The 23971-nt window shown below is 51.8% G+C and carries 18 protein-coding genes; 13 read left to right on the top strand and 5 right to left on the bottom strand.

Annotated elements, in window-relative coordinates:
* Window positions 1-113: 113 nt before the first annotated feature.
* The 7 genes from B2U47_RS13700 to B2U47_RS13670 all read left to right on the top strand — a co-directional run bounded on the left by B2U47_RS13700 (window position 114) and on the right by B2U47_RS13670 (window position 9771).
* Complete coding sequence (locus tag B2U47_RS13700; protein ID WP_296678154.1) at window positions 114-1289, top strand: DegT/DnrJ/EryC1/StrS family aminotransferase; 1176 nt, start codon at window positions 114-116, stop codon at window positions 1287-1289.
* Window positions 1290-1318: 29 nt separating this feature from the next.
* Window positions 1319-3175: a polysaccharide biosynthesis protein gene (locus B2U47_RS13695; protein ID WP_296678152.1), complete on the top strand. Its 1857-nt coding sequence runs from the start codon at window positions 1319-1321 to the stop codon at window positions 3173-3175.
* 48 nt (window positions 3176-3223) lie between these two features.
* The gene (locus tag B2U47_RS13690) at window positions 3224-4060 is read left to right on the top strand and encodes a tyrosine-protein phosphatase (protein WP_296678149.1); all 837 of its coding nucleotides are present in this window, start codon (window positions 3224-3226) and stop codon (window positions 4058-4060) included.
* Window positions 4053-4832: a polysaccharide biosynthesis/export family protein gene (locus B2U47_RS13685; RefSeq protein WP_296678146.1), complete on the top strand. Its 780-nt coding sequence runs from the start codon at window positions 4053-4055 to the stop codon at window positions 4830-4832. Before B2U47_RS13690 ends, B2U47_RS13685 begins: the two co-directional genes overlap by 8 nt.
* Before the next feature lie 22 nt (window positions 4833-4854).
* Window positions 4855-7140, top strand: coding sequence for a GumC family protein (locus B2U47_RS13680; RefSeq protein ID WP_296678144.1), 2286 nt, complete (start codon window positions 4855-4857; stop codon window positions 7138-7140).
* Window positions 7137-8408 carry a hypothetical protein gene (locus tag B2U47_RS13675; protein WP_296678141.1) on the top strand — a complete coding sequence of 424 codons (1272 nt, stop codon included), beginning with the start codon at window positions 7137-7139 and terminating at the stop codon, window positions 8406-8408. The genes B2U47_RS13680 and B2U47_RS13675 overlap by 4 nt, the downstream gene beginning before the upstream one ends.
* An 88-nt stretch (window positions 8409-8496) precedes the next feature.
* Window positions 8497-9771 carry an O-antigen ligase family protein gene (locus B2U47_RS13670; RefSeq protein WP_296678138.1) on the top strand — a complete coding sequence of 425 codons (1275 nt, stop codon included), beginning with the start codon at window positions 8497-8499 and terminating at the stop codon, window positions 9769-9771.
* A gap of 562 nt (window positions 9772-10333) precedes the next feature.
* On the opposite strand, the gene B2U47_RS13665 is transcribed toward B2U47_RS13670, so the two are convergent.
* The 4 genes from B2U47_RS13665 to crcB all read right to left on the bottom strand — a co-directional run bounded on the left by B2U47_RS13665 (window position 10334) and on the right by crcB (window position 13444).
* Window positions 10334-10885, bottom strand: a complete 552-nt coding sequence (locus B2U47_RS13665; protein ID WP_296678136.1) for a hypothetical protein — start codon at window positions 10883-10885, stop codon at window positions 10334-10336.
* Between the two features lie 202 nt (window positions 10886-11087).
* Window positions 11088-11612 carry a hypothetical protein gene (locus B2U47_RS13660; protein WP_296678133.1) on the bottom strand — a complete coding sequence of 175 codons (525 nt, stop codon included), beginning with the start codon at window positions 11610-11612 and terminating at the stop codon, window positions 11088-11090.
* A 135-nt stretch (window positions 11613-11747) separates the two neighbouring features.
* Window positions 11748-13022 carry a serine--tRNA ligase gene (serS, locus tag B2U47_RS13655; RefSeq protein ID WP_296678130.1) on the bottom strand — a complete coding sequence of 425 codons (1275 nt, stop codon included), beginning with the start codon at window positions 13020-13022 and terminating at the stop codon, window positions 11748-11750.
* A gap of 47 nt (window positions 13023-13069) precedes the next feature.
* A complete protein-coding gene (gene crcB / locus B2U47_RS13650) occupies window positions 13070-13444 on the bottom strand; it encodes a fluoride efflux transporter CrcB (RefSeq protein WP_296678127.1) in 375 nt (124 codons plus the stop codon).
* 86 nt (window positions 13445-13530) lie between these two features.
* Here crcB and B2U47_RS13645 point away from each other — a divergent pair, with 86 nt between their 5' ends.
* From B2U47_RS13645 to B2U47_RS13630, 4 genes are all read left to right on the top strand, one after another.
* Window positions 13531-15000, top strand: coding sequence for an FAD-linked oxidase C-terminal domain-containing protein (locus tag B2U47_RS13645; RefSeq protein WP_296678125.1), 1470 nt, complete (start codon window positions 13531-13533; stop codon window positions 14998-15000).
* A 20-nt stretch (window positions 15001-15020) separates the two neighbouring features.
* A complete protein-coding gene (glcE, locus tag B2U47_RS13640) occupies window positions 15021-16094 on the top strand; it encodes a glycolate oxidase subunit GlcE (RefSeq protein ID WP_296678122.1) in 1074 nt (357 codons plus the stop codon).
* 1 nt (window position 16095) lies between these two features.
* Window positions 16096-17316, top strand: coding sequence for a glycolate oxidase subunit GlcF (gene glcF / locus B2U47_RS13635; RefSeq protein WP_296678120.1), 1221 nt, complete (start codon window positions 16096-16098; stop codon window positions 17314-17316).
* 145 nt (window positions 17317-17461) lie between these two features.
* The gene (locus tag B2U47_RS13630) at window positions 17462-19204 is read left to right on the top strand and encodes an ABC transporter ATP-binding protein (protein ID WP_296678117.1); all 1743 of its coding nucleotides are present in this window, start codon (window positions 17462-17464) and stop codon (window positions 19202-19204) included.
* On the opposite strand, the gene B2U47_RS13625 is transcribed toward B2U47_RS13630, so the two are convergent.
* Window positions 19201-22056 carry a response regulator gene (locus B2U47_RS13625; RefSeq protein WP_296678115.1) on the bottom strand — a complete coding sequence of 952 codons (2856 nt, stop codon included), beginning with the start codon at window positions 22054-22056 and terminating at the stop codon, window positions 19201-19203. The genes B2U47_RS13630 and B2U47_RS13625 overlap by 4 nt on opposite strands.
* Window positions 22057-22212: 156 nt before the next feature.
* Here B2U47_RS13625 and B2U47_RS13620 point away from each other — a divergent pair, with 156 nt between their 5' ends.
* Both B2U47_RS13620 and B2U47_RS13615 read left to right on the top strand, forming a co-directional pair.
* Window positions 22213-23178: a hydrolase gene (locus B2U47_RS13620; RefSeq protein ID WP_296678111.1), complete on the top strand. Its 966-nt coding sequence runs from the start codon at window positions 22213-22215 to the stop codon at window positions 23176-23178.
* Between the two features lie 36 nt (window positions 23179-23214).
* On the top strand, window positions 23215-23937 hold the full coding sequence (locus B2U47_RS13615; protein WP_296678108.1) for a class I SAM-dependent methyltransferase: 723 nt from the start codon (window positions 23215-23217) through the stop codon (window positions 23935-23937).
* Window positions 23938-23971 lie beyond the last annotated feature (34 nt).

Raw genomic sequence — 23971 nt, 5'->3', positions numbered from 1 at the left:
CCGCAACCGCCTGCACAGTACACTCGGCTATCTCAGCCCCGTGGACTTTGAGGCTAAAGCCCTTGCTTCTTGAGGTGTCCGGGATTGCTGGGCCAGATCAAAACTTAATAATTATGATCAATAGACCATTTACTTCCTGGCCTTCCTTCACCCCTGAAGAAGTCGATGCCATCGCCCGTATCCTCCTCTCAAACCGCGTCAACTACTGGACAGGCAACGAATGCCGCGAATTTGAAAAAGAATTCGCCGCATGGTGTGGCACAGAATATGCGGTTGCCGTCACTAACGGCACTGTTGCCCTCGACCTTGCCCTCAAAGCCTTAAACATCGGGCAAGGCGATGAAGTCATCGTCACCTCTCGTACCTTCCTCGCCTCCGTCTCCTGCATCGTCACCGCAGGCGCTACCCCAGTCTTTGCCGACATTGACCGTGACAGCCAAAACATCACTGCTGCCACCATCGCCCCCCTGATCACCCCACTCACCCGCGCCATTATCTGCGTCCACCTCGCAGGCTGGCCCTGTGACATGGATGCGATCATGCAACTCGCCAGCCAACACCAACTCTACGTCATCGAAGACTGCGCCCAAGCCCATGGTGCAACCTACCAAGGGCGCATGGTCGGTAGTATCGGGCACATCGGCGCATGGTCATTCTGCCAAGACAAAATCATGACCACCGGCGGCGAAGGCGGCATGGTCACGACCAACGACCGGGCACTCTGGTCAAGCATGTGGAGCTACAAAGACCACGGTAAAAGCTGGGAAGCCGTCTACGAACAACAGCACCCTGATGGTTTCCGCTGGCTACACAACAGTTTCGGCACCAACTGGCGCATGATCGAAATACAAGCCGTCATTGGGCGCATCCAGTTAAAGCGGATGTCTGACTGGACAGCCCAACGTCGTCGGAACGCCACCTCCATCTGGGAAACAGCCCGCCAACTCCCCGGTTTACGTGTTCCAGTCATTCCTGATCACATCGGTCACGCCTCCTACAAATGCTATGTTTTCGTAGAACCCGAACGGTTAAAACCTGGCTGGAACCGCGACCGCATCATGGCGGAAATCAACCAGCGCGGTATACCCTGCTTTTCCGGTTCCTGTTCCGAGGTCTACTTGGAAAAAGCCTTCGACAACACCGGCTGGCGACCTGCCGAACGCCTGCCCATCGCTAAAGAACTGGGTGAAACTAGTCTTATGTTTCTCGTTCACCCCACCTTGACAGATATTGAAATTAATCAGACCTGTACCGTACTAGCTGAAGTTACAACTTTGGCAACGCAATAATAGCCACACCCAATCACACGGTAATCACCATGCTGTTCAAACTCCCCCGCTGGCAAAAGCGTACCCTGATGCTGGGTACTGACCTGTTCCTGCTCTCAACCGCAGTCTGGCTGAGTTTCGCCCTGCGTCTAGGTGAATGGCTGCCCCGTATGCAAGATGGCATCTGGATGATGCTACTGGCTCCCTTGGTGACAATCCCCGTTTTCGTCACGCTTGGGTTATACCGCGCCATCATCCGCTTTATTGGTGGGCAAGCACTGATTGCAGTCATGCAGGGAGTCACTTTTTCCACCATCATGCTCCTGCTGGGCAGTCTCGCACTGGAATGGCAAGGTATCCCCCGCTCCGTTTTCCCCATCTACTGGGGTGTCTCTTTTTTGCTGGTCGGTGGTAGCCGCTATCTGGTGCGTCGTTATTACTACGCCAGCCGCCGCCGTGGTAGCCGTACCGGGTTGGTAATTTACGGGGCTGGGCAATCGGGCACACAACTGGCTGTTGCCCTGGAAAACATGCCTGAATACGCCATTGTTGCCTACTTGGATGATAACCCTGCCTTGCAGAAATCCATTATCCACGGTATCAAGGTATACCCTCCCCAAGCCTTGCCGGAACTGATTACCGCGCATGACGTGCAGCAGGTTCTGCTGGCAATGCCTTCCGCCCCACTGGAGCGCCGTCAGGAAATCATCCAGTATCTGGAACCATTCAAAGTGCATGTACGCACCATTCCGGGCATGGCAGATCTTGTTTCAGGTCAGAATGAAATCACCGAACTGCGCGAAATCGAAATTGACGAATTGCTGGGAAGACCTTCCGTAACCCCGGATACCAACCTGATGCAACGTTGTATCACTGGCAAACAAGTCATTGTGACCGGTGCTGGTGGATCCATCGGTTCAGAAATGTGCCGCCAGATCATCCGCCTGCAACCCCGTGCACTGATTCTGTTTGAAGCCTCGGAATTCGCCCTGTACCAGATTGAACAGGAACTGCTGCAACTGCTTGTGCATGAAAAACTGTCTGTCTCCCTGATCCCTGTGCTGGGTTCTGTGCAAGATCGGCAGCGGATTGAGGAAACCTTGCGCAAGCACCGCATCCAGACGCTTTACCACGCCGCCGCTTACAAACATGTGCCTCTGGTGGAACACAACCCGATTGAGGGCATCCGCAACAATACGTTTGGCACCATGCAAACTGCGTTGGCAGCCAAGGCTTGTGGGGTGGAACGTTTTGTACTGATTTCCACCGACAAAGCTGTACGCCCCACCAATGTCATGGGTGCAACCAAACGTCTGGCTGAGCTGGTTTTGCAAGGCTTGGCGCAATTGCCGGGCAACACCGTATTCAGCATGGTGCGTTTTGGTAATGTGCTGGGTTCATCAGGATCGGTAGTTCCCCTGTTCCGCAAACAGATCAGGGCGGGAGGGCCAATCACTGTTACCCATCCTGACATCATCCGCTATTTCATGACGATCCCCGAAGCGGCTCAACTGGTTATTCAGGCAGGCGCTATGGCACAAGGCGGTGAAGTTTTCCTGCTGGATATGGGCAAACCTGTCAAAATCGTGGAGCTAGCAGAACGCATGATCAAGCTGAGTGGTTTTACTGTGCAGGATGAAAAAAATCCAGGCGGTGACATTCGCATCGCTTTTACAGGATTGCGTCCCGGTGAAAAATTGTATGAGGAATTGTTGATTGCCGGTGATACCGCACAGACCCCACACCCACGTATCCACAAGGCACAGGAACACAGCATCCCTTGGCATGAAATGGAACAATTCCTGCGCGAACTGGAGCTTGCCTGCCAAAAGCGTAACAGCATTACCATCAACCAGTTGATGGCTGATCTGGTGGATGGCTACCAGAAACGTGCTTTTGCCGCCTGATCATAGATGCATTTTTTCTTAAGCACAAAATAAGCTATACTAACAACCATGATAGATTTACATAGTCATATCCTTCCCGGCCTTTGTGACGGTTCCCAGAATCTGGAAACATCACTGGCAATGGCACGCATGGCGGTTGCTGATGGCACGACTCATCTTGCTTGCACGCCGCATATCTATCCCGGCCTTTACAACAACAACCAACCCGGTATTGCCAGTGCCATTGACTCGCTGCAAATAGAGCTGAATCAACAGGGTATACCACTGACCTTGGTCATGGGTGCTGATGTACACATGGTGCCTGAAGTCATGCGCGGCCTGAAAGATGGCATGATCCCTACCCTCAACCAGTCACGCTATTTTCTGCTGGAACCCTCCCATCATGTGCCTGTTAGTGGATTTATTGACCAGATTGAAAACTTTCTGAATGCAGATTATGTGCCTGTCATTACACACCCTGAACGCTTGCGCTGGCTAGGGGACAAGTACGAAGAATTTCTGCTGGCGGCACGCATGGGAGCCTGGCTGCAAATCACCGCTGGTGCCATCACAGGTCATTTTGGGCGGACTGCCAGACAGTTTTCCGAGCGCCTGTTGCTGGATGGTTATGTGCATATCATTGCTTCAGATGCACATGGTACAGATCGCCGACCACCTATCCTGTCAGCAGGCATTCAGGCAGCTATCCAGTTGCTGGGTGATGAAACTGAAGTCATGCGCATGGTACAGGAACGCCCAAAAGCCATTCTGGATAATGCCTCACCTGATACGGTCAGCCTGCCTCCAGCCTTAGCATTGTCAGCCGGACATGAGCTGGCAGCTAGCCATTTTCATAAAAATCCGACGGTAAATAAAAAAAACTGGTTCAATCGTCTGTTTGGATAATCATTTCATTTTATCCGTGCTAGTATTAGCGGATATTCAACAAAGCTACGCAAACATCATGAAAACTAACAAATTTTTATTTATTGGTCTATTAATTTTTCAAATGATCATAAGTGGCTGTAGCAGTACCCCTGCTGATTCCGCTAGCGTAGGTGACACTGGTTCTACTGCCATATTTGCTGATAACCGCGAACTCGATTACATGGCTGGGGCGACAGACTACCGTATCGGCCCTTCCGACCTGCTCGACATCAAGGTCTTTCAGGCTGAGGAACTTTCACGTGAAGTCCGGGTTGATCCCCAAGGTAATATCACCCTGCCGCTGCTGGGCAATATCAAAGCAGCAGGACAAACACAATCAGGACTGGAACAACAGCTCGCCAGCCTGATGCGGAAAAACATGTTGCAAAACCCCCAAGTATCCGTATTCATCAAAGAAAATACGGCCCAGCGTGTAACAGTGGAAGGTGAAGTCAAAAAACCGGGCATATACCCGATTTCAGGTCAGGCAACCCTGTTACAGTCTATCGCCATGTCGGAAGGCCTGAACAATCTGGCTGCTGCTGACAAGGTTGTTTTATTCCGCAATAACGGACAGCAAACTAAGGCATATCAAATCAATCTTAATGCCATCCGCGACGGCAAAACCCGCGACCCATTCATTCGTAACGATGACCGGATTGTTGTCCACCGCTCTGATAGCCGTTTTTGGCTACGTGAAACGGCAGCCCTACTAAGCCCGTTTAGCGTGCTAAGCAACATTGCCAACTAAAGTAACAAGCAAGACCAGCTTCATGACACACTCTAGCGATAATCATAATCAGGCTCCTCGTACTTTCCCTGTTCATCAGCAACAGGGAAGTCTTGTTCCACTTTCCCCACACAATTATCACTTACAGAATGATGAAAAAGACGATGATGAAATAGACTTGCGGGAATTGTGGAGTGTGCTCAAACGCCGTAAAGGAACCATTCTGCTTATTGCGCTGTTGGTTTTCATCGGTACGTTGATTGTTACCCTGATGCAAACCCCTATCTACCGCGCCAGTGTGACCCTGCAAATCAATACCGAGAGTACCAAGGTTCTGGATTATGATGTCGAAGCAACGGATGCCCGCCCCGCCAATGACAAGGATTTTTACCAGACCCAATACGAGCTGTTAAAAAGCCGGACGCTGGCGCGAAAAACCATTGATGCCTTGTCGCTGGAATCCACATTGAAAGGAGAAGAATTGGCAAAACCTTTCTTTGCGGATACCTTGGGTGAGATCAAAAAACTTTTCATCGGGGAAACACCAACAGAGCAAACCAGTCAAAAAATTCAACTGGGTCAATACCCTTTGGAAGCCAAATTCCTGAATAACCTGACAGTTTCCCCTGTCAAAAACTCCCGGATTGTTACCGTCAGCTACGACAGTGAAAATCCCCAATTGGCAGCCACCATTACCAACTCGCTAGCTAACAACTTCATTGAGATGAACCTCAACCGAAGGAAAGACTCCGCATCCTATGCCGAAAAGTTCTTGCAGGAAGAGCTGGCAAATGCCAAAAGCAAGCTGGAAGAGTCCGAAGGAAAACTGATTGAGTTCGCCAAAAAAGAGTCGATCATTCGCATGGATGACGAAAAACAGGGAAGTCTCACCTCGCAAAAAATGGGTGAACTGAACGCAGCCCTCACCGAAGCTGAAAAAGAGCGCATTGAAGCAGAAAGCAAATACAAACAGGCACAAGCCGCAGGTGCATCCAAGGTTCTGGAAAATTCGACCATTCAGGAGCTGAAAAAGAACCTGGCAAAATTGCAGGGTGACTATCAGGAAAAACTGCAAATCTACAAACCTGAATATCCCCTGATGGCTCAACTGCAAAATCAGATTGAAGAAATCCGGGCGCAGATTACCCAAGAAACCAGCAGGATCACCAGTACCATTAGTTCGGAGTTGCAGGCAACCTACGCTGCCTCCAAACAAAAAGAAGACCAGCTCCGCACTGAATTGACCAAGCAAAAAGATGAATTACTGAATCTGCGGGACAAAAGCATCGGCTACAACACCTTGCAACGTGAAGTTGAGACCAACCGTAACCTGTACGAAGGTCTCTTGCAGCGTATCAAGGAAGTTGGCGTTGCCGGTGGTATCGGCACCAACAACATCTCGATTGTTGACCCGGCGATTGTTCCCTACCAGAAGCACAAGCCCAATACCCGTTTGAATCTGGCACTTGGGCTGGTTCTTGGCTTGTTCCTCGGGACAGTTATCGCGTTTTTGCTGGAGTTTCTGGATGACCGAGTGAAAAACTCTGCGGATCTTGAACGCCTACTGGGTTTGCCTGTTTTGGGCATTACCCCAGCACTCAAGGGCAAGGATGTTATCGAGCAATCCATGGCAACAGCCCGCCAACCCACCTCGGCAATGGCGGAGGCATTCCGCTCACTGCGCACCAACCTGCTATTTGCCACCCGTGAAGGTATTCCACGCTCATTGACCATCACCAGCTCCATGCCATCAGAAGCGAAATCCAGTACCTGTATCAACCTTGCCACTGCGCTTGCGCAAGCAGGCAAACGTGTTTTGCTGGTCGATGCCGATTTGCGTAAACCAACCGTCCATCAACGCTTCAAGCTGGATAACTCACAAGGGTTAAGCAATTATCTGACGCATCAGGCGGAGTCCGTAGACATAATTCAGGATACATCCATTCCCGGTGTCAGTGTCGTCACGGCAGGCCCACTCTCACCCAACCCTGTGGAACTGCTTTCCAGTGAGCGTCTGGAAAGTCTGTTTGCACTGGTTCCTGTTGAGTTTGATATTGTCATATTCGACTCACCGCCTACGATGGGGCTGGCAGATGCCCTGATCCTTTCCAACCGGACAAGCGCTACCATTCTGGTCGCTGCTTATGCCCAATCGAAAAAACGGGCGCTGACTGACTCCCTTAAACGTCTGCGCCAGGCACAGGCCAACGTTATAGGAGCTATATTCACCAAGGTCAAAGGTGGCTCTGGTCATAATTATGATTATGACTACAACTACTATTATTCTTATGGTTCCAATAAACAATTGCCCAACGAAACTACCGCTTGAGCATGTTTAGCTGGCTATACCGCAGTGTTGTCTTGATTCTGCTGTGTTTATTTGCTTGGCAGATCTATACGCATGGCATGGGGAGACGCACGGCAGAACTGCTCGAACAAGAAGCCTTTGAGGGGTATCAACCTCTCAATAGTGCTTTCCAGATGAAAGCCGACACATGGGTGACCTTGGCCGAACGTGCCAACGAATCTGGCGAACCTGCAATTGCCGAAAAAACTGCCCTGCGGGCACTTGCGGAAAACCCCACGAGTGGGCGGGCAGCTTCGCATTTGTTATCGCTATATAACAGTAATTCCAGTATCGCAACTTCAGTCAATATCACTGACATAGCTGATATTGCTGGTAACTTATGGCCTGCCCATACTTATACACATTCCAGACTAGCTGATTACTGGGCAAAACAGGGGCGCATGGAGAAGACCATTCCTGAATGGAATATCCTGCTAATACGCAACCCCAAACTACGTCAGCAGTTATTTCCCAGTCTTTATCAAATCACCGCAAAACCTGAATACCATGACTTGCTGAGTCCTTACATCAAACATCCTCCTGTATGGTGGGAACAGTTTTTCAGCTTTCTATCCCGCGAAGCTCAAACCGAATTTTTATATCAGGTTTACCGACAACGCCAGCAATCCCCTGCACCATTGACTGATGAAGAAAAACGTACCTATATCGCCCGTTTATTAAAAGACAAACTCTGGAACGAGGCTCGTCAAGCCTGGCTACAAGGCTTAAGTGAAACCCAACAAAAACAGGTTGGGTTGGTTTATGATGCGGGTTTTGAAGGAAAATCATTCAATACCGGCTTTGACTGGCAACTGTCCGAAACCAAAGAAATCAGCATCAAACCTGATATAACCTACGGAATCAAAGGCCAACAAGCCTTGCATATCCATTTCAGAAAGGGGCAACCTGTCAACTTCCAGCATGTTGCGCAAAAACTGATGCTGGCTCCCGGTCAATACCAGTTATCCATGCAGTACCGCCTGGACAGTTTCAGATCAAACAAAGGCTTGCGCTGGCGCATCCATTGCGTGGAAAACGAGGAAACCCTGTTGACCGAAACAGAAGCGTTTACCGGACAAAAAAACTGGAGCACACTTTCCAGCCCGTTCAATGTTCCACAGGATGGTTGCGCAGTGCAATTGCTGCGGCTTGAAGCAGATAGCCGCTACCGGCACGATCAGGTCTTTGAAGGGCATATTTGGTTTGATAATGTCAGCATTACCCAAGTAACCGATGAAAAAAATCACTAACACCAGCGAACAACTGGCTTTTTTACTGGCGTGTTTTTTGATCATCATCGCCCCGTTACTCTATAGCGGCAAAGGTGCATACACCAAAATGCTGCTGGAATCCACGGGTCTTGCCCTGCTTGGCCTTTCCTTACTGGCATTGCCAGTCTTTGCACGTGTTTACAAACCCATCCAGCTTTTCCTGATTACCTCGCTCGCCCTAACAAGCCTTTATTTGCTACCCATTCCAGAATCAATGTGGAACACTTTGCCTGGGCGGGACTTTTATCACCCTGTTATTAGCTGGCTACAGCAGCAACAAGTTGAACCTAGACTGTATTTCAGTCTGATACCAACCGAGAGCATGTTTGCACTGTTGTCATTATTGGCTCCACTCGCCATTTTCCTGTTTACAACCAGCAGCTCCCAGGCACGCTTCAAAAACCTGATTACCGTTTTTCTTTGTCTGGCTGCCTTTGAAGCTGCGTTAGGACTCATCCAGTATGCTAGCGAAAACCCCGCTTTTTATTTTGGCATCCCCCCAAATGGAAAAAGCGCCCAAGGCACTTATCTGAACCGCGATCATTTTGCTGCCTTGATGGAAATGGCTTTGCCATTAACGATAGCCCTAACACTGTATACACTGGGAAGAAAGGAATTGCATCAACATGATGCAAGCTGGGTCAAACTGCATGAAACCCTGATCTTTGGCAGCCTGATGCTACTAATCCTGCTCGCCGGTATCTTTACCCGCTCGCGTGCCGGTGTTTTTTTGGTACTTGTCGGTGTGTTACTGTCCAGCATCGCCTTTGCACGGCATATAGGCGGGCGGCAATCGGTTGGCATTACCACCATCTTTGCCACCATTGCCATCGGTACTGCCAGTAGTATTGGCCTCATTCCCGTGTTAAACCGTTTTGTCGGTCAAGATCCGTTAGAAGATGAACGCTGGCGAATTGCACAGCACACCATCGAGGGCATCAAGTCCTTCTTCCCTTTAGGCAGCGGCCCTGGCACTTTCCCTGATGTTTACCGGGCATTCCAGCCAGTTGAACAGATGCATTTTATCAATAACGCCCACAACGATTACCTTGAATTGCTGTTTGATATGGGTGCTGCCGGGGCTTTCATTATTGTCTCTTTTCTCCTGCTTTATATTTACGGCTGGGTAAAGCTATGGGGGAAAAAATGGGACAGGCTGCATTTTCTTCAGATCGCCGCCGGTATCAGCATATTCCTGATATTACTGCATTCATTCACAGACTTTAACTTGCATACACCCGCCAACATGATCGTTTTTGCCCTGATGTGCGGAATATTCTTCCGCAAAGCAGAAGGGGAAAAACATCTGTACAGAAAGAAAACACTACCCGTATCCGGGTAGTGTTTTCCCGCCTGTTTAACTCACTGGGTACTTTCTTTCAGGCGATAGCCAGAACAAAGATACCCCCCGCCTGTAATAGCCTGACCAGCCTGCGAAAGCGCGTTGGGATGGTAACCTACCGCTCTTTCAAACCCTCCTGTCTGACATAACTGATCACCCGTCATACGCAAATTATCCGGTACACCACCGAAAGCTCTAGGGCGATCCCACACTACGTAAGTTCGTTTTTGACCATCCCACCCGTATTGCTTCAGATTTTCACTGGAGACCAAGCGGGGAGGGTTTTGATCAGGTGTTCTGTTTAGCAGTGAGGAGCAAGAAGCCAGACATACCAGAGAAACGACACCTGCGGATAAAAAAATTATCTTATTAGCCATAAAATTTTTCCTGTAAAAATAAATAACTTCACATTTTACAGTTATTAAATTTAGTAGCGATTTAATAAGCCAATATCGTTTAACGGACGAGCGGATTGTTTTCAAGGAAAAGTGGTTTTAGTTTTAAAACAGCAAAAAAAAGCGGCAAAAGCCGCTTTTTTTGTTTTCAATCTGCAATTACATCATCAATTGGTGGCTGGGCTGGCTGGTGTATCATCCCCACCATCCCCACCACTAACCGTAGCAGCAGCGACCAGCACACCACCTGCCACAACTGCTGCGGTGGTAACTGAAAAGCCCGCAACGGCAGCCGGAGCCACACTACTACCAGCAGCCGCACCTGTTCCTGTCGCAATGTTAATAGCTGTTCCAGCCGTAACACCCGTGGCACTAGCCGCGGCAATCGCGGCAACCTGTGTAGTTACACCTGCAATCCCGGCAGCGGCGGCTGCCTGAAATGTTGCAGTACCCACCGCAGATACCAGTTGAGTTCCTTCCAAGCCTGCCGTCAAGGCAGCATCTTTGGCAGCCGCTGCAATTCTGGCAGCGGCTTCAGCACCTTGTAAACCCTGAGCTTTTACGATGGCTGCCTCTTTGTCAGCGGCAGCCCGAATGGATTGCATGGCATTTTCAAGTTCAGCGGCAGATACAGGTGCAGCTACGGCAAGATCAATAACCCCACCCATCAGCGATACACCGAGTAAAACAGAAAGCGCCACTCTATTAAAAGTTTTCATAATTATCTCCTAAAATAATTCTATTGACAGTTATTTGTTTTCTAAAAATAACCATTAGTATTTTAGAAGAGCAAGACCTATTATTTTAATTTTATTAATTTATATAGCATAATAATAATAAATAAAAAAGCGGCATAAAGCCGCTTTTTTACATACAGAACTCAGCAATAATGATCAGGTGCTTGGGCTGACATCATTGCCATCATGGGCTGGCATTACTGTCATCGTTAGCTGCATCAACAACTGTTGCAGCAACAGCAACGCCACCAACTACTGTTGCCGCAGTCGCTACCGTAAAAGTTGCTGCTGTCGCACCAGCAGCACCCGCCGCCGCACCAGCGCCAACCGTAATTGCAGTACCTGCTGCCACACCCGTAGCAGTAGCAGCGGCTGTTGCTGCCACAGCACCTGTCACACCTGCGATACCCGCAGCGGTAGCAGCACTAGCCGTGGCGGTCGCAACGAGGGAAGCTGCTTGTGCACCAGCCAACCCGGCAGACGCAGCCGCTTGGGCAGCAGCAGTCGCGATTTGTGATGCCGCCGCCGCGCCTGTTGCACCAGAGGCAGCCGCTGCCTGTGCTGCTGCCTGCGCCGCCGCATTCACTGACTGAGTTGCAGCTTGCAGTGCAGCCCCTGCCAACTCAGCGTAAGCAGGCGTTGCGACCAAACCACCCGCCAGTGACATACCGATCATGACCGAAAGTGCCAATTTTTTAACCGTATTCATTTTGGAGATCTCCTTGGATATTTATTAATCCATATCTGATATTTTATCAATAACTGCTTATGGAACAGCTCAGATTATTATAACAGTCATCAATCAAGTTTTTCTATGATTTTCGTTTTGTATGGTCGGCTATTTTCAAATCAGATATTCGCTGTTTCCCATATACCCACGTAAAACATCTGGTATCCTGATTCTACCATCCGCTTCCTGATAGTTTTCCAGCACTGCCACCAGCGTGCGACCTACTGCCAGCCCTGAACCATTCAGGGTATGCAGCAGTTCCGGCTTGCCAGTCTCAGGATTACGGTAACGTGCCATCATGCGGCGTGCCTGAAAATCCTGGAAATTGGAACAGGATGAAATTTCGCGGTATTTTTGCTGCCCCGGCAACCAGACTTCAATGTCATAGGTTTTGGCAGAAGAAAAGCCGGTATCACCCGCACACAACACAATCACCCGGTAGGGCAAGCCCAGTTTTTGCAGAATGGATTCTGCATTCCCGGTCAGGCTTTCCAGCGCTGCCCAGGAATCTTCCGGGCGAACCAGTTGTACCATTTCGACTTTCTCAAACTGGTGCTGACGGATCAGACCGCGCGTATCCTTGCCATAAGAGCCCGCTTCAGAACGGAAACACGGTGTGTGGCAAGCGTATTTTACCGGCAGCTCAGCCGCATCCAAAATGGTGTCGCGTGCCAGATTGGTGACAGGCACTTCTGCGGTTGGAATCAGGTAGTAACCCTGCTCGTTGTTGAGCTTGAACAGGTCAGCCTCAAACTTGGGCAATTGCCCGGTTCCACGCAAACTATCAGCATTGACCATGTACGGGGTATACACCTCGTTGTAGCCATGCTCGCTGGTATGGGTATCCAGCATGAACTGGATCAGCGCCCGGTGCAGCCTTGCCATCGCCCCGCGCAACACCACGAAACGGGAACCGGTCAGCTTGGCTCCGGCATCAAAATCCATCCAGCCATTGGGTATCCCCAAATCCACGTGGTCTTTGGGCGTAAAGTCGAAGGCTGTCGGCTCACCCCAGCGGCGGATTTCCACATTGCTGTTTTCATCAGCCCCATCCGGCACAGAGGCATCCAGCAAGTTGGGAATACCCAGCGCAATCGCATCCACTTCAGCCTGCAAACCGGCAAGTTCCTGCTCGGCAGCTTTCAGGCTATCCCCCAGCGAGGCAACCTCTGCCAGCAAGGGCTGGATGTCTTCCCCCCGTGCCTTGGCATGACCGATGGATTTGGAGCGGGTATTGCGCTCGTTTTGCAGGGTTTGGGTTGCCACTTGCAGGTTTTTGCGGCGTTCTTCCAGTGCGCGGATTTTCTCCACATCCAGCGCAAAGCCACGCCGGGCAAGTTGTGCAGCGACTTCTTCGAGTTCCGTCCTGAGCCGTTTCGGGTCTAGCATGATAGGTATTCCAGTTCTGCGATTGCTGTCAAAGGCGCAATCTTAACTCAGATCAGGCGTCCTGTAAGCACACCCAGCCATACCGCCAGCAAACAAAGTCCGACATTCAGCAGGATATTCAAACCAGCCCGCCACAGACTTCCCTGCATGAGCAGGTCAAAGGTATCCAGCGAAAAGGTGGAAAATGTCGTGAATGCCCCCAGCACTCCCACAATTAGCGTGCGCGACCAGACGGAGGTCAGCATGTCCCGTTCCATGAAAAAAAACGTCAGGTAGCCAATCAAAAAGGAGCCAATGACATTTACCGTCAGCGTACCGTAGGGAAACTGCCTGCCCAGCACTCCATAGACCCCGTTTGCTACCCAGAAGCGCAGTAATGCCCCCAAAGCACCGCCGACCAATATTCCTGCAATCTGGTACATGCCAATCCCCTGTAATTCAACTAGAATTCACGCCTGCCTAAAAAGCGGATACACTACCCCACGCTCATGACAAGTCAAGGAACACCATGCAGTTTGACCCGGATTTGAAAGCACGGTTACTTTTCCAGTTCAATGAAATCTTGCCCGCAGAATGCATACTGACGGCGGAGGAAGACTTGCGCCCGTATGAATGCGATGGCCTGACGGCCTATCGGCGTGTACCGCTGGCTGTTGTGCTGCCTGTCACGACCGAACAGGTTCAGCAGGTGGTGCAAACCTGCGCCCGCATGAACATTCCGGTGGTGGCTCGCGGTGCAGGCACAGGCTTGTCCGGCGGTGCATTACCGGAAGAAAATGGTATCATCCTCGGCCTGTCGCGCCTCAACAAGATTCTCGAAGTCGATACTGACAACCTGATCGCACGGGTACAGCCGGGGGTACGCAACCTCGCCATCAGTCAGGCAGTGGACAAACACGGCTTGTTTTACGCGCCTGACCCTTCTTCGCAGATTGCCTGTTCCATCGGCGGCAATGTGGCGGAAAACTCCGGCGGGGTGCATTGCCTGAAGTACGGCCTAACCGTCCACAATATCCAGCAAATCAGGCTCGTCACCATTGACGGCGAACTGGTGACAATCGGCACGGAAACACTGGATAACCCCGGCTATGACCTGCTGGCACTGCTGACCGGTTCCGAAGGAATGCTGGGCATCGTGGTGGAAGTGACCGTCAAACTGACCGTCAAGCCGCAAACCGTGCAGGTGCTGATGGCTGATTTCCCGGAAGTAGTGGCTGCCGGGGAAGCAGTAGCCGCCATCATCAGCAGCGGCATCATTCCCGCCGGACTGGAAATGATGGACAATCCTGCTATCCGTGCTGCTGAAGCCTTCGCCAAAGCGGGCTATCCGGTTGATGCTGCCGCCATCCTGCTGTGCGAACTGGACGGCACCGAAACCGAAGTGGCAGAACAGGCTGCCAGTGTCAGTGCCATCCTGCAACGCTACGGAGCCAGCAACATCCATACTGCCACCACCGCCAGCGAACGCGCCAAACTGTGGGCAGGGCGCAAATCGGCCTTTCCCGCAGTCGGGCGCATTTCCCCTGACTATTACTGCATGGATGGCACCATCCCGCGCAAGCATCTGGCGCATGTCCTGCAAAAAATCAACGATTTCTCTGAGCAATATGGCTTGCGGGTTGCCAACGTTTTTCACGCCGGAGATGGCAACCTGCACCCGCTGATCCTGTATGATGCCAACCGCCCTGGTGAGCTGGAAAAAGCCGAACAGTTCGGTGCAGATATTCTGGCGCTGTGCGTCAAGGTGGGCGGTTCCATTACCGGCGAACACGGGGTCGGGCACGAAAAGATCGACTCCATGTGCGTGCAATTTACCGAGCCTGCACTGGAAATGTTCCATGCCATCAAGCGGGCGTTTGATCCGGCTGAACTGCTGAATCCGGGCAAGGCTGTACCCACCCTGCACCGCTGCGCCGAACTGGGAGCCATGCACGTGCATCGCGGGCAACTTTCCCACCCCGAATTACCCCGATTTTAACCAGATAAACGACCCGGAACATGATTGCGGACAACGACATAACCCACACATTGCACGAACAGGTCGTCACAGCCATCGACAGCAAGCAGCCCCTGCATATTGTCGGGGGTGGAACCAAGGCTTTTTATGGCAATGAAACCCAAGGGCAGGAACTGAATACCACCGCACACACCGGTATCGTGGCCTATGAGCCATCCGAGCTGGTTGTCAGCGTGCGTGCCGGAACCCGTATCCAGGAACTGGAAAACCTGCTGGCAGCCCACGGGCAAATGCTGGCATTTGAGCCTCCCTGCCTAGCCCCAAACGCCACCATTGGCGGAGCCGTTGGCGCAGGTCTGGCAGGCCCTGCCCGCCCTTGGCAAGGCACGGTGCGTGACCATGTACTCGGTGTAAAACTGGTGACAGGCCAAGGTAAGATTGCCAGCTTCGGTGGTCAGGTCATGAAAAATGTGGCAGGTTACGACGTTTCCCGCCTGATGGCTGGCTCACTGGGCACTCTCGGCCTGATGCTGGAAATTTCCCTCAAGGTCATGCCCAAACCCTCCCATGAGCTGAGTCTGGCACTGGAAATGCCGGAAGCAGACGCGCTGGAACTGGGTTCACGCCTGCGCAAGGATGCCATGCCAATAACTGCCTCTGCTTATTTTGATGGCTGCCTCTACCTGCGCTTGGGGGGGGCAAAATCCACTGTCAAAGCCGCATCCAGTACCATCGGGGGAGAAGTCCTGCAACAGCAGAATGAATTCTGGCAAGCCCTACGCAACCAGACCCACGAATTTTTCCAGCAGTACGACCGCCCCTTGTGGCGGCTTTCCTTCCCTCCGGCAACCGGTATGGTCAGCCGTCTGGAAGGCAGTTCACTGGTGGAATGGTCTGGTACGCAACGCTGGATTTACAGCAATATTCCGGTCAACCTGATCCGCAGCATTGCCGAGAAATACAAAGGTCATGCCACCCTGTATCGGGGACGCTTGCCCGGTGTGAGCACCTTCCATCCGCAACCGCTGGCCTTGCTGAACATGCAAAAGCGCCTGAAACAGGCGATGGATCCCCACGGCATTTTCAACCCCGGCAGAATGAACAAGGACTGGTGACATGCAGACCCGCTTACTGGAAGACATCCGGCAGACATCGGCAGGCAAAGTTGCAGAAGAAATCCTGCGCAAGTGCGTACACTGCGGTTTCTGCAACGCCACTTGCCCAACCTACCAGTTGCTGGGGGATGAAAATGACGGCCCACGCGGACGCATTTACCTGATCAAGCAACTACTGGAAGGCCAGCAGGTCGGCACACAAACCCTGCAACACCTTGACCGTTGTTTGTTGTGCCGTAGCTGTGAAACAACCTGCCCTTCCGGGGTGGAATACAGCAAACTGCTCGACATCGGGCGACATCTGGCAGAAGAACAGATTGGGCGCACTGGCAAGGACAAAACCCTGCGCAAGCGCTTGCGCAAATACTTGCCAAAACCAGGGCTATTCAGTGTTGGCCTATCGTTGGGACGAGCCTTCAAACCCTTGCTGCCCGACAAACTCGCCAGCAAAGTGACACCTGCCCGCCCAGCCGGTCAATGGCCTGCCCCGCGCCATGCCCGCAAAATGCTGGTACTGGATGGCTGTGTGCAACCCAGCCTTTCACCTGACATCAATGCAGCGACTGCCCGTGTGCTCGACCAACTGGGTATCAGCCTGATCAAGGCCGAAGGTGCGGGTTGTTGCGGGGCTGTCAGCCAGCACCTAGGAGCACCGGAAGATGCCCTTGCTCACATCAAGCGCAACATTGATGCCTGGTGGCCCCACTTGACTTCTAACGGGGTCGAGGCGGTAGTCATTACTGCCAGTGGCTGTGGCGCGATGGTCAAGGATTACAAATACCACTTGCGTGACGAACCGGACTATTTCATCAAGGCCGAGCGCATTTCTTATCTGGCAAAAGACATCGCCGAAATCATCAGCAAGGAAAACTACCAGAAACTGGCACCTGCCAAGGGTTCTCGCATTGCTTGGCATCCACCTTGCTCCCTGCAACACGGCATGAAAATCCGGGGCGTGGTGGAAAACATCCTGCAAGATTGCGGTTTTGTGCTGGTTCCGGTAACAGATGAACACTTGTGCTGTGGGTCGGCAGGAACCTATTCCCTGCTGCAACCCGAGCTGGCTCAGCAGTTGCGCGGCAACAAACTGGACAATCTTCTGGCACAACAACCGGAATACATCGTCACCGCCAATATCGGCTGCCAGACCCATTTGCAGGAAACCAGCCCTGTACCGGTCAAACACTGGATTCATGTGCTGGATCGGGCAATTTCAGGCTGACAAATACCAAAACTGTCCTATACTCAGAATGAGTTGAGGAAGCCCCTGTTATCAGGAAGATGTCGGTGAAGGTGACGTACACGAGCGTCATCGGGAAGGGGAAGCCCCGCGCAATGCGGGGCTTTTTATGTGCTACCATTCACGCATGGATATTATTTTTCGTGAATACGGCGCAATTATTCGCCGCAAATGGGGCTGGTTTCTGGTGGTTATGCTGGGCATTTCCGCCGGGGCAGGCATCGAAATCCTCGTGCCTCTCTATTACAAAGACATTGCCAATGGCCTGATACTGCCCTATTCCGCTACTACCCACACCCTGCTACTGCACAGCCTGCTGATCATTGCGGGTTTGTTCGGGTTGAAATGGTTGGGCTGGCGGGCGCTGGAACTGGGCATGATCATGTTTCAGAGCTGGGGTTTAAACCAGCTCGACAAACGCTGTTTCGATGTACTGATCAAACAGCGTTATGTATTTTTCGAGAACAACTTCGCGGGCAGTCTGGTCAAGCAAGCCAACCGTTTCATCAAGGCATTTGAAACCACCATCGACTGGCTGATCTTCGAGTTCTACGGCAATCTGCTGCAAGTCAGCATTGCCTTCGTCATTTTTTACCAGCAACAACCGCAGTTTGCGCTGTATTTCCTGCTGTGGGTCATTGTGTTTTTAGGCTTCAGCGGCGGCTATTTGGTGTGGAAACTGCGTTATGACGTACTGGTGGCGGAAATGGACTCCAAACTGGGCGGTGCATATGCCGACAACATCAGCAATATCTTTATCCTGAAAAGTTTTGCGCTGGAAAGCCGCGAAAGCGCGAATATTGGCACTATTGCCGATGAATCTTACCGCAAACGCAATATTGCCTGGCTACTGACCTTTGTGTTGTTTGCGGTACAAAGCCTGATGGTGTTTGGCATTGAGTTGTTGCTGCTGTACCTGATGATCGGCAAATGGCAGGACGGCACGTTTGAAATTGGCGAGTTTGTGCTGTTCCAAACGGTGCTGCTGATCCTGATCCGCCATCTGTGGGATTTTGGCATGAATTTCCGCCGTTTTTTCAATGTGCTGGCAGATGCCCGCGAAATGTCGGATGTTTTCCGGCAGGCCGATATTGAACAGGATCAAACCCGCACCCAAGCGCATACCATCAGCGCGGGTGACATCCGCATTGAAGATATGGGCTTTGCCTACGGTGGCTCCGGTTTGTTCAGTGGTTTCAACCTGCATATCCGGCCGGGGGAAAAAGTGGCATTGGTGGGGCATTCCGGTTCCGGCAAGACTTCGCTGACCAAACTGCTGTTCCGCTTCGTTGACCCTCAGGCAGGGCGTATCCTGTTCGATGGGGTGGATGCGCAGGATTTCACCCTGGCATCCTTGCGTGGACAGATTTCACTGGTTCCGCAACAGCCGGAACTGTTTCACCGCAGCATCCGCGACAACATTACGCTAGGCAAGGAAATCCCGGAAGAACGTCTGCGGGAAGTAGCACAACAAGCGCGGGCGCTGGCTTTCATCGACAAGTTGCCCAAGGGTTTTGATACGCTGGTAGGCGAACGCGGGGTGAAACTCTCCGGCGGGGAAAAGCAACGGGTGGCGATTGCCCGCGCCTTCCTTGAAGATGCGCCGATTGTGGTGCTGGATGAAGCCACTAGTGCGCTGGATTCACTCACCGAACAACAGATTCAGGTCGCCATTTTCGAGCTGATTGAAAACAAGACGGCGATTGTGATTGCCCACCGGCTGGCAACCATCCTACGCATGGATCGCATCATCGTGCTGGAAAATGGGCAGATTATCGAGCAGGGAACCCACGCCGAACTGCTGGCATTACGTGGTAAATACTACGACATGTGGCAACATCAGAGCGGCGAATTCCTAAACACGGATTAAGCCGGTTCAGCCACCTGCCCGGTACGCGGTTTGGCTCTTTTCAGCCACTTGTCCAGTTTTTGCTGTAATTCCTCACCACGTACCGGCTTGGAAAGGTAATCGTTCATGCCCGCCTCGAAACACTTGTCGTCATCGCCTTTCATGGTATGGGCGGTCAGTGCCACAATGGGTAATGCCTGATAACGGGCATCTTCCAGCTTGCGGATTTGGCGGGTGGCTTCGTAGCCATCCATCACCGGCATCTGGCAATCCATCAACACGATGTCATAACGCTGCCGTTGCACCACCTGTACGGCTTCTTCACCGTTAACGGCACAATCCACCTGGGTGTAACCCAGTTTTTTCAGCATCGCCAACGCGACTTTCTGGTTGACCAGATGATCTTCGGTCAGCAGGATACGAACCCCTTCCGCAGACACTTCTGACTGTACCTCGGTTTTCTCAGGTTCCACGACAACGGCTGGCAACTCACTTTCCCCCGCCAAGGAATGGTGCAAACGGTTAAGATAACGCAGAATAACGGAATGCTTGACCGGTTTGCCCAGCAACTGGATATGTCGCCCCAACCGGGAGGCTTCCAGCAGGACAATCTGCTTGCTGCTGCCGTAAATGACAATGGGTACTTTGGTGTACTCACGCACCGCCTTGATGACGGGCACGATGCCCAGCGGATGATCCGGTTTGTAGAAAAACATGTCAGCATCCAGCACAATCACGTCATAACTGCTGTTATCTTCCAACGTGATCATCAGACTGTTGAGGCTGTCCACTACCAGAGGATCCATACCCCATTGCTGCATCTGTCGCTCATAATGAGTATTCAACAAGGGTTTGGAACCCAGCATCAACACTCTGGTGAGATGGGCAGGGTGCTCGGGGTGTTGGCATTGCCCAGCTTCTGCTTGGATTGTCACCCAGAAACTGGAACCAACCCCCACCTTGCTCAGCAAGCCAATATCACCGCCCATCAATTGCGCCAGTTGCTTGCAAATGGCTAAGCCCAACCCTGTACCACCGTGCTGGCGGGTCACAGAACCATCCACTTGTGAAAAAGCGGTGAACAGTCTGGCTTGCGCATCGGCAGGGATGCCGCACCCAGTGTCAATCACATCAAAACGCAGTATCTGCTTGTCACCCGGCTGCTGCCAGATCTTGCCTACGGTACTGATTTTCAGCACAACATAGCCACGTCCGGTAAACTTGATAGCATTGTTCAGCAGATTGATCAGGATCTGGCGCAAACGCACCGGGTCACAAATCATGCTGGCAGGTACTTCCCGGTCGATGAAGAAAGCCAGCTCAATACCCTTGGCCTGGGCATGTTCTGCCAGCAAATCCATCACCCCTTCTACCAGTGGCAGTAACTCAAAACTGCTGGTGCTGATCGACAGCTTGCCCGCTTCAATCTTGGAAAAATCCAGAATGTCATTGATGATACGTAACAATGATTCGGCACTGTGTTGTACCGTGCGTACCTGATCGCGCTGCTCGCGGCTCAGCTTGCTATCCAGCAACAGTTCCGTCATGCCGATGACCCCGTTCATGGGGGTGCGGATTTCATGGCTCATGTTGGCAAGGAATTCAGACTTGAGACGGGCAGATTCCAAGGCTGCATCCCGTGCCTGTGCCAGTTCTTCCTGTACCTGAATACGGTGGCTGATGTCACGGATAATGCCGGTAAACACCACATTATCGCCGAAACGGGCTTCATTGACTGACAGATCAATTGGCAAAGTCGAGCCATCCTTGCGCCGTGCCATCAACTGACGAGGCTTGCCGATGATGTGTTGTTGCCCGGTTTGCAGGTAATCCTGGATATACCTGTCATGCTGCTGCTGATGTTCACCTTCCATCAGGAGATTGACATTTTTTCCCAGTAATTCTCCGGGCGTATAGCCTAATACCGGATGCACTGACTGGTTGGTTTCAATAATGATGCCTTTGGAATTGATGACAATGATGGCATCCAGTACCGAATCCACAATGGTACGGCTTTTGATCTGGCTGGCTTTGAGGTCTTCCGCCAATGTTTCACGTTCTTCGATCCCCAATACCAGTTTCTGGTTGGCAATGCGGGCAGCATCCACCGATTCCTGTGAGGTTTTCAGCGCTGAGCGCAAACCACGCAAGGCCAAGCCCAGCATCAACAACAAGGCAACGCCCAATCCCAGCAACATCAGGAACGATTCCATCATAGCTTGCCGGGTTGCCTTTTCAAAACCGCTGAGCGGACGGCTGATTTCCAGCACACCACGCACATCCCCTTCTTGCCAGTCGGTTTTGGGCGTCCCGGCATAGGTATTATGGCAATCGACGCAACTGCTGAGCAGCCGGTCAGCACGGGCATAACGCAATACCTGCTGTTCCCCAGCTCCTTCAAAACGCCACACGGCCTTTTCCGGGTTTTTGCGCAATTCTTCCAGTGCCCATTTTTCAAAATCATCACGTATCCCGCCATCCTTGCGCCAAGGGAACGGCATATCACTGTACAACCTGACGTTGTAATTGCTTTCCTTGCTGTCACCGATAAACTTTCCCAAATCCATCAGCATGGTGGCAGGCAGCGGCATCGCCTCCTTGGTTTCGTGATAGTCATGGGTAATTTTCAGACCATTTTCCTGCGCTCGGGGCACAATCTGGGTAGAATAAAAGGTGCGGAAACGGGCTACCGAAGACGCAAACTGGCTGGTTTCATAGACGGCAATTTCCTGATTGATGCTATGGCTCTTTTCGTAGCTGACCCAAAACACAGCGCCAGCTCCCAGCAACAGCAGGAAGGAGAGGATATAAACGATATAGCGGGTGAAAAAGCCATCGCCACGGCTATAATTTTTGTTTTGTTTATTTAACATGCTATAACCACATAGGTACGGGAGCCACACATTTTTATAAATTCAGATAATGCTCCATCAGTAATAACGTTAGGATACGCACATTTGCCAGCCTTGACTACTGATCATGACAAAGCGTCCTCTCCACCCTGAATCTTTGGCAAAACACTGACTGACATGAACAACAGCATCTCATCCAGCTTCCGCCCCGCCTGGTGGTTACGCTCACCCCACCTGCAAACCCTGTGGCCGGTATTTTTCCGCCAGCGCCCCCAACTGGAACTGCAACACGAGCGGGTAGAACTGGCAGATGGTGATTTCATCGACATTGCTAGCTACCCACGCCCGGCTTCACCACGGGTGCTGGTCATTCACGGTCTGGAAGGCTCAGTGCAATCACATTATGCCCAGACCTTGCTGCTGGCATTGCACAAAGCAGGGTTTACCAGTGTATTCATGCACCTGCGCGGATGCAGTGGCACACCCAATCGTCACTCCAGCAGCTACCATTCGGGGCGGACGGCAGATGTAGCTGAAGTGCTTGCTCACCTGCGCCAGACCGGCAGACCGGTGGATGCTGCTGTCGGCTTTTCCCTGGGGGGCAACCTGATCCTCAAATACGCCGGGGAAACAGGTGCTACGTCAGACTTGCAAGCCGTCGTCGCAGTTTCCGTGCCGTTTCAGCTTGAGGAGTGTGCCCACAAGCTGGAACAGGGTTTTGCCAAAGTATACGGTCAATATTTACTGACTAAACTGAAAGCAGCCTATCAACACAAATTCAAGCAACGGCAAGCACCCTTGCAGGTTGATCTCAGGCAGATACGTACTATTTTTGCCTTTGATGACCAGATCACCGCACCGCTGAACAACTTTGCCAGTGCAGAAGATTATTACCGCCGCAGCAGTTCTGCACAGTTTCTGCGCTATATCCAGACACCAACGCTGATTATCCATGCGCTGGATGACCCTTTCATGTACCCCAGCACTACCCCCAGTGCAGACTTGCTCAGCGCCGACGTGACTCTGGAACTGGCAAGCCACGGCGGGCATGTCGGTTTTGTCAGCGGCAATCTCCCGTGGCAGGCAGAATACTGGCTGGAACAACGTATTACTGCATGGTTAAAAGAGCATGTGCTGTATTAGAATCGCCGTATCCATTCATCAACAGACCTGAGCGCCATGCAACTGCAAAACCCGGATGCCAATACCCTGTGTAACGAACTCGACCTGATCGGTCAATACCTACCCCTCGCTGGAGCCAACGTACTGGAACTCGGCTGTGGCACAGCCCGCATGACCCGACTGCTTGCCGAACACTTTCCCGTCAAGCGTATCATCGCCACCGAAGTTGACCAAATCCAGCACGCCCGCAACCTTGTCAGCGAATATCCTGACACTATCGAATTCAAATCCGGCGGGGCACAGGCCATTGAGATGCCAGACAACAGTATTGACGTGGTGTTCATGTTCAAGTCGCTGCACCATGTGCCGCAAGCACTCATGGCAACTGGAATGCAGGAAATTGCCCGTGTTCTCAAACCCGGTGGACTAGCGTGGATTTCTGAACCCGTGTACGCAGGCGCTTTCAACGACATTCTGCGCCTGTTTCATGACGAAAAAGTGGTACGTGAACTGGCTTTCCAGGCCGTTTGTGAAGCAGTGCAAAGTGGCACGCTGGAACTGGTGGAACAGGTTTTCTGCAATACTGAATCACGCTTTGCCGGTTTCGACGAATTCGATCAGCGTATCCTGCAAGTCACGCATACCAACCACCGACTGGATAATACGTTGTATCAAGAGGTAAAAAACCGTTTCAACGCGCATGTTGGCTCCGAGGGGGCACGCTTTGCAAACCCAATGCGCTTTGACATCCTGCGCAAACCTCTGCTGCCCCAGCAATAACGTCAAAGCAAGTGACCCGGAAGCCATGCACCCC

The organism is Thiothrix sp. UBA5583, assembly GCA_002425225.1.
Classification (GTDB): domain Bacteria; phylum Pseudomonadota; class Gammaproteobacteria; order Thiotrichales; family Thiotrichaceae; genus Thiothrix; species Thiothrix moscowensis.
The sequence above is the reverse complement of the archived record's forward strand: the minus strand, read 5'-3'. Positions and strand labels throughout refer to the sequence as shown.

Excerpts from the sequence above, each read along its gene's own strand:
- B2U47_RS13700 (WP_296678154.1), top strand. The coding sequence starts at position 114 with ATGATCAATAGACCATTTACTTCCTGGCCTTCCTTCACCCCTGAAGAA.
- B2U47_RS13695 (WP_296678152.1), top strand. The coding sequence starts at position 1,319 with ATGCTGTTCAAACTCCCCCGCTGGCAAAAGCGTACCCTGATGCTGGGT.
- B2U47_RS13690 (WP_296678149.1), top strand. The coding sequence starts at position 3,224 with ATGATAGATTTACATAGTCATATCCTTCCCGGCCTTTGTGACGGTTCC.
- B2U47_RS13680 (WP_296678144.1), top strand. The coding sequence starts at position 4,855 with ATGACACACTCTAGCGATAATCATAATCAGGCTCCTCGTACTTTCCCT.
- B2U47_RS13670 (WP_296678138.1), top strand. The coding sequence starts at position 8,497 with ATGCTGCTGGAATCCACGGGTCTTGCCCTGCTTGGCCTTTCCTTACTG.
- B2U47_RS13665 (WP_296678136.1), bottom strand. The coding sequence starts at position 10,885 with ATGAAAACTTTTAATAGAGTGGCGCTTTCTGTTTTACTCGGTGTATCG.
- B2U47_RS13660 (WP_296678133.1), bottom strand. The coding sequence starts at position 11,612 with ATGAATACGGTTAAAAAATTGGCACTTTCGGTCATGATCGGTATGTCA.
- serS (WP_296678130.1), bottom strand. The coding sequence starts at position 13,022 with ATGCTAGACCCGAAACGGCTCAGGACGGAACTCGAAGAAGTCGCTGCA.
- crcB (WP_296678127.1), bottom strand. The coding sequence starts at position 13,444 with ATGTACCAGATTGCAGGAATATTGGTCGGCGGTGCTTTGGGGGCATTA.
- B2U47_RS13645 (WP_296678125.1), top strand. The coding sequence starts at position 13,531 with ATGCAGTTTGACCCGGATTTGAAAGCACGGTTACTTTTCCAGTTCAAT.
- glcE (WP_296678122.1), top strand. The coding sequence starts at position 15,021 with ATGATTGCGGACAACGACATAACCCACACATTGCACGAACAGGTCGTC.
- glcF (WP_296678120.1), top strand. The coding sequence starts at position 16,096 with ATGCAGACCCGCTTACTGGAAGACATCCGGCAGACATCGGCAGGCAAA.
- B2U47_RS13630 (WP_296678117.1), top strand. The coding sequence starts at position 17,462 with ATGGATATTATTTTTCGTGAATACGGCGCAATTATTCGCCGCAAATGG.
- B2U47_RS13625 (WP_296678115.1), bottom strand. The coding sequence starts at position 22,056 with ATGTTAAATAAACAAAACAAAAATTATAGCCGTGGCGATGGCTTTTTC.
- B2U47_RS13620 (WP_296678111.1), top strand. The coding sequence starts at position 22,213 with ATGAACAACAGCATCTCATCCAGCTTCCGCCCCGCCTGGTGGTTACGC.
- B2U47_RS13615 (WP_296678108.1), top strand. The coding sequence starts at position 23,215 with ATGCAACTGCAAAACCCGGATGCCAATACCCTGTGTAACGAACTCGAC.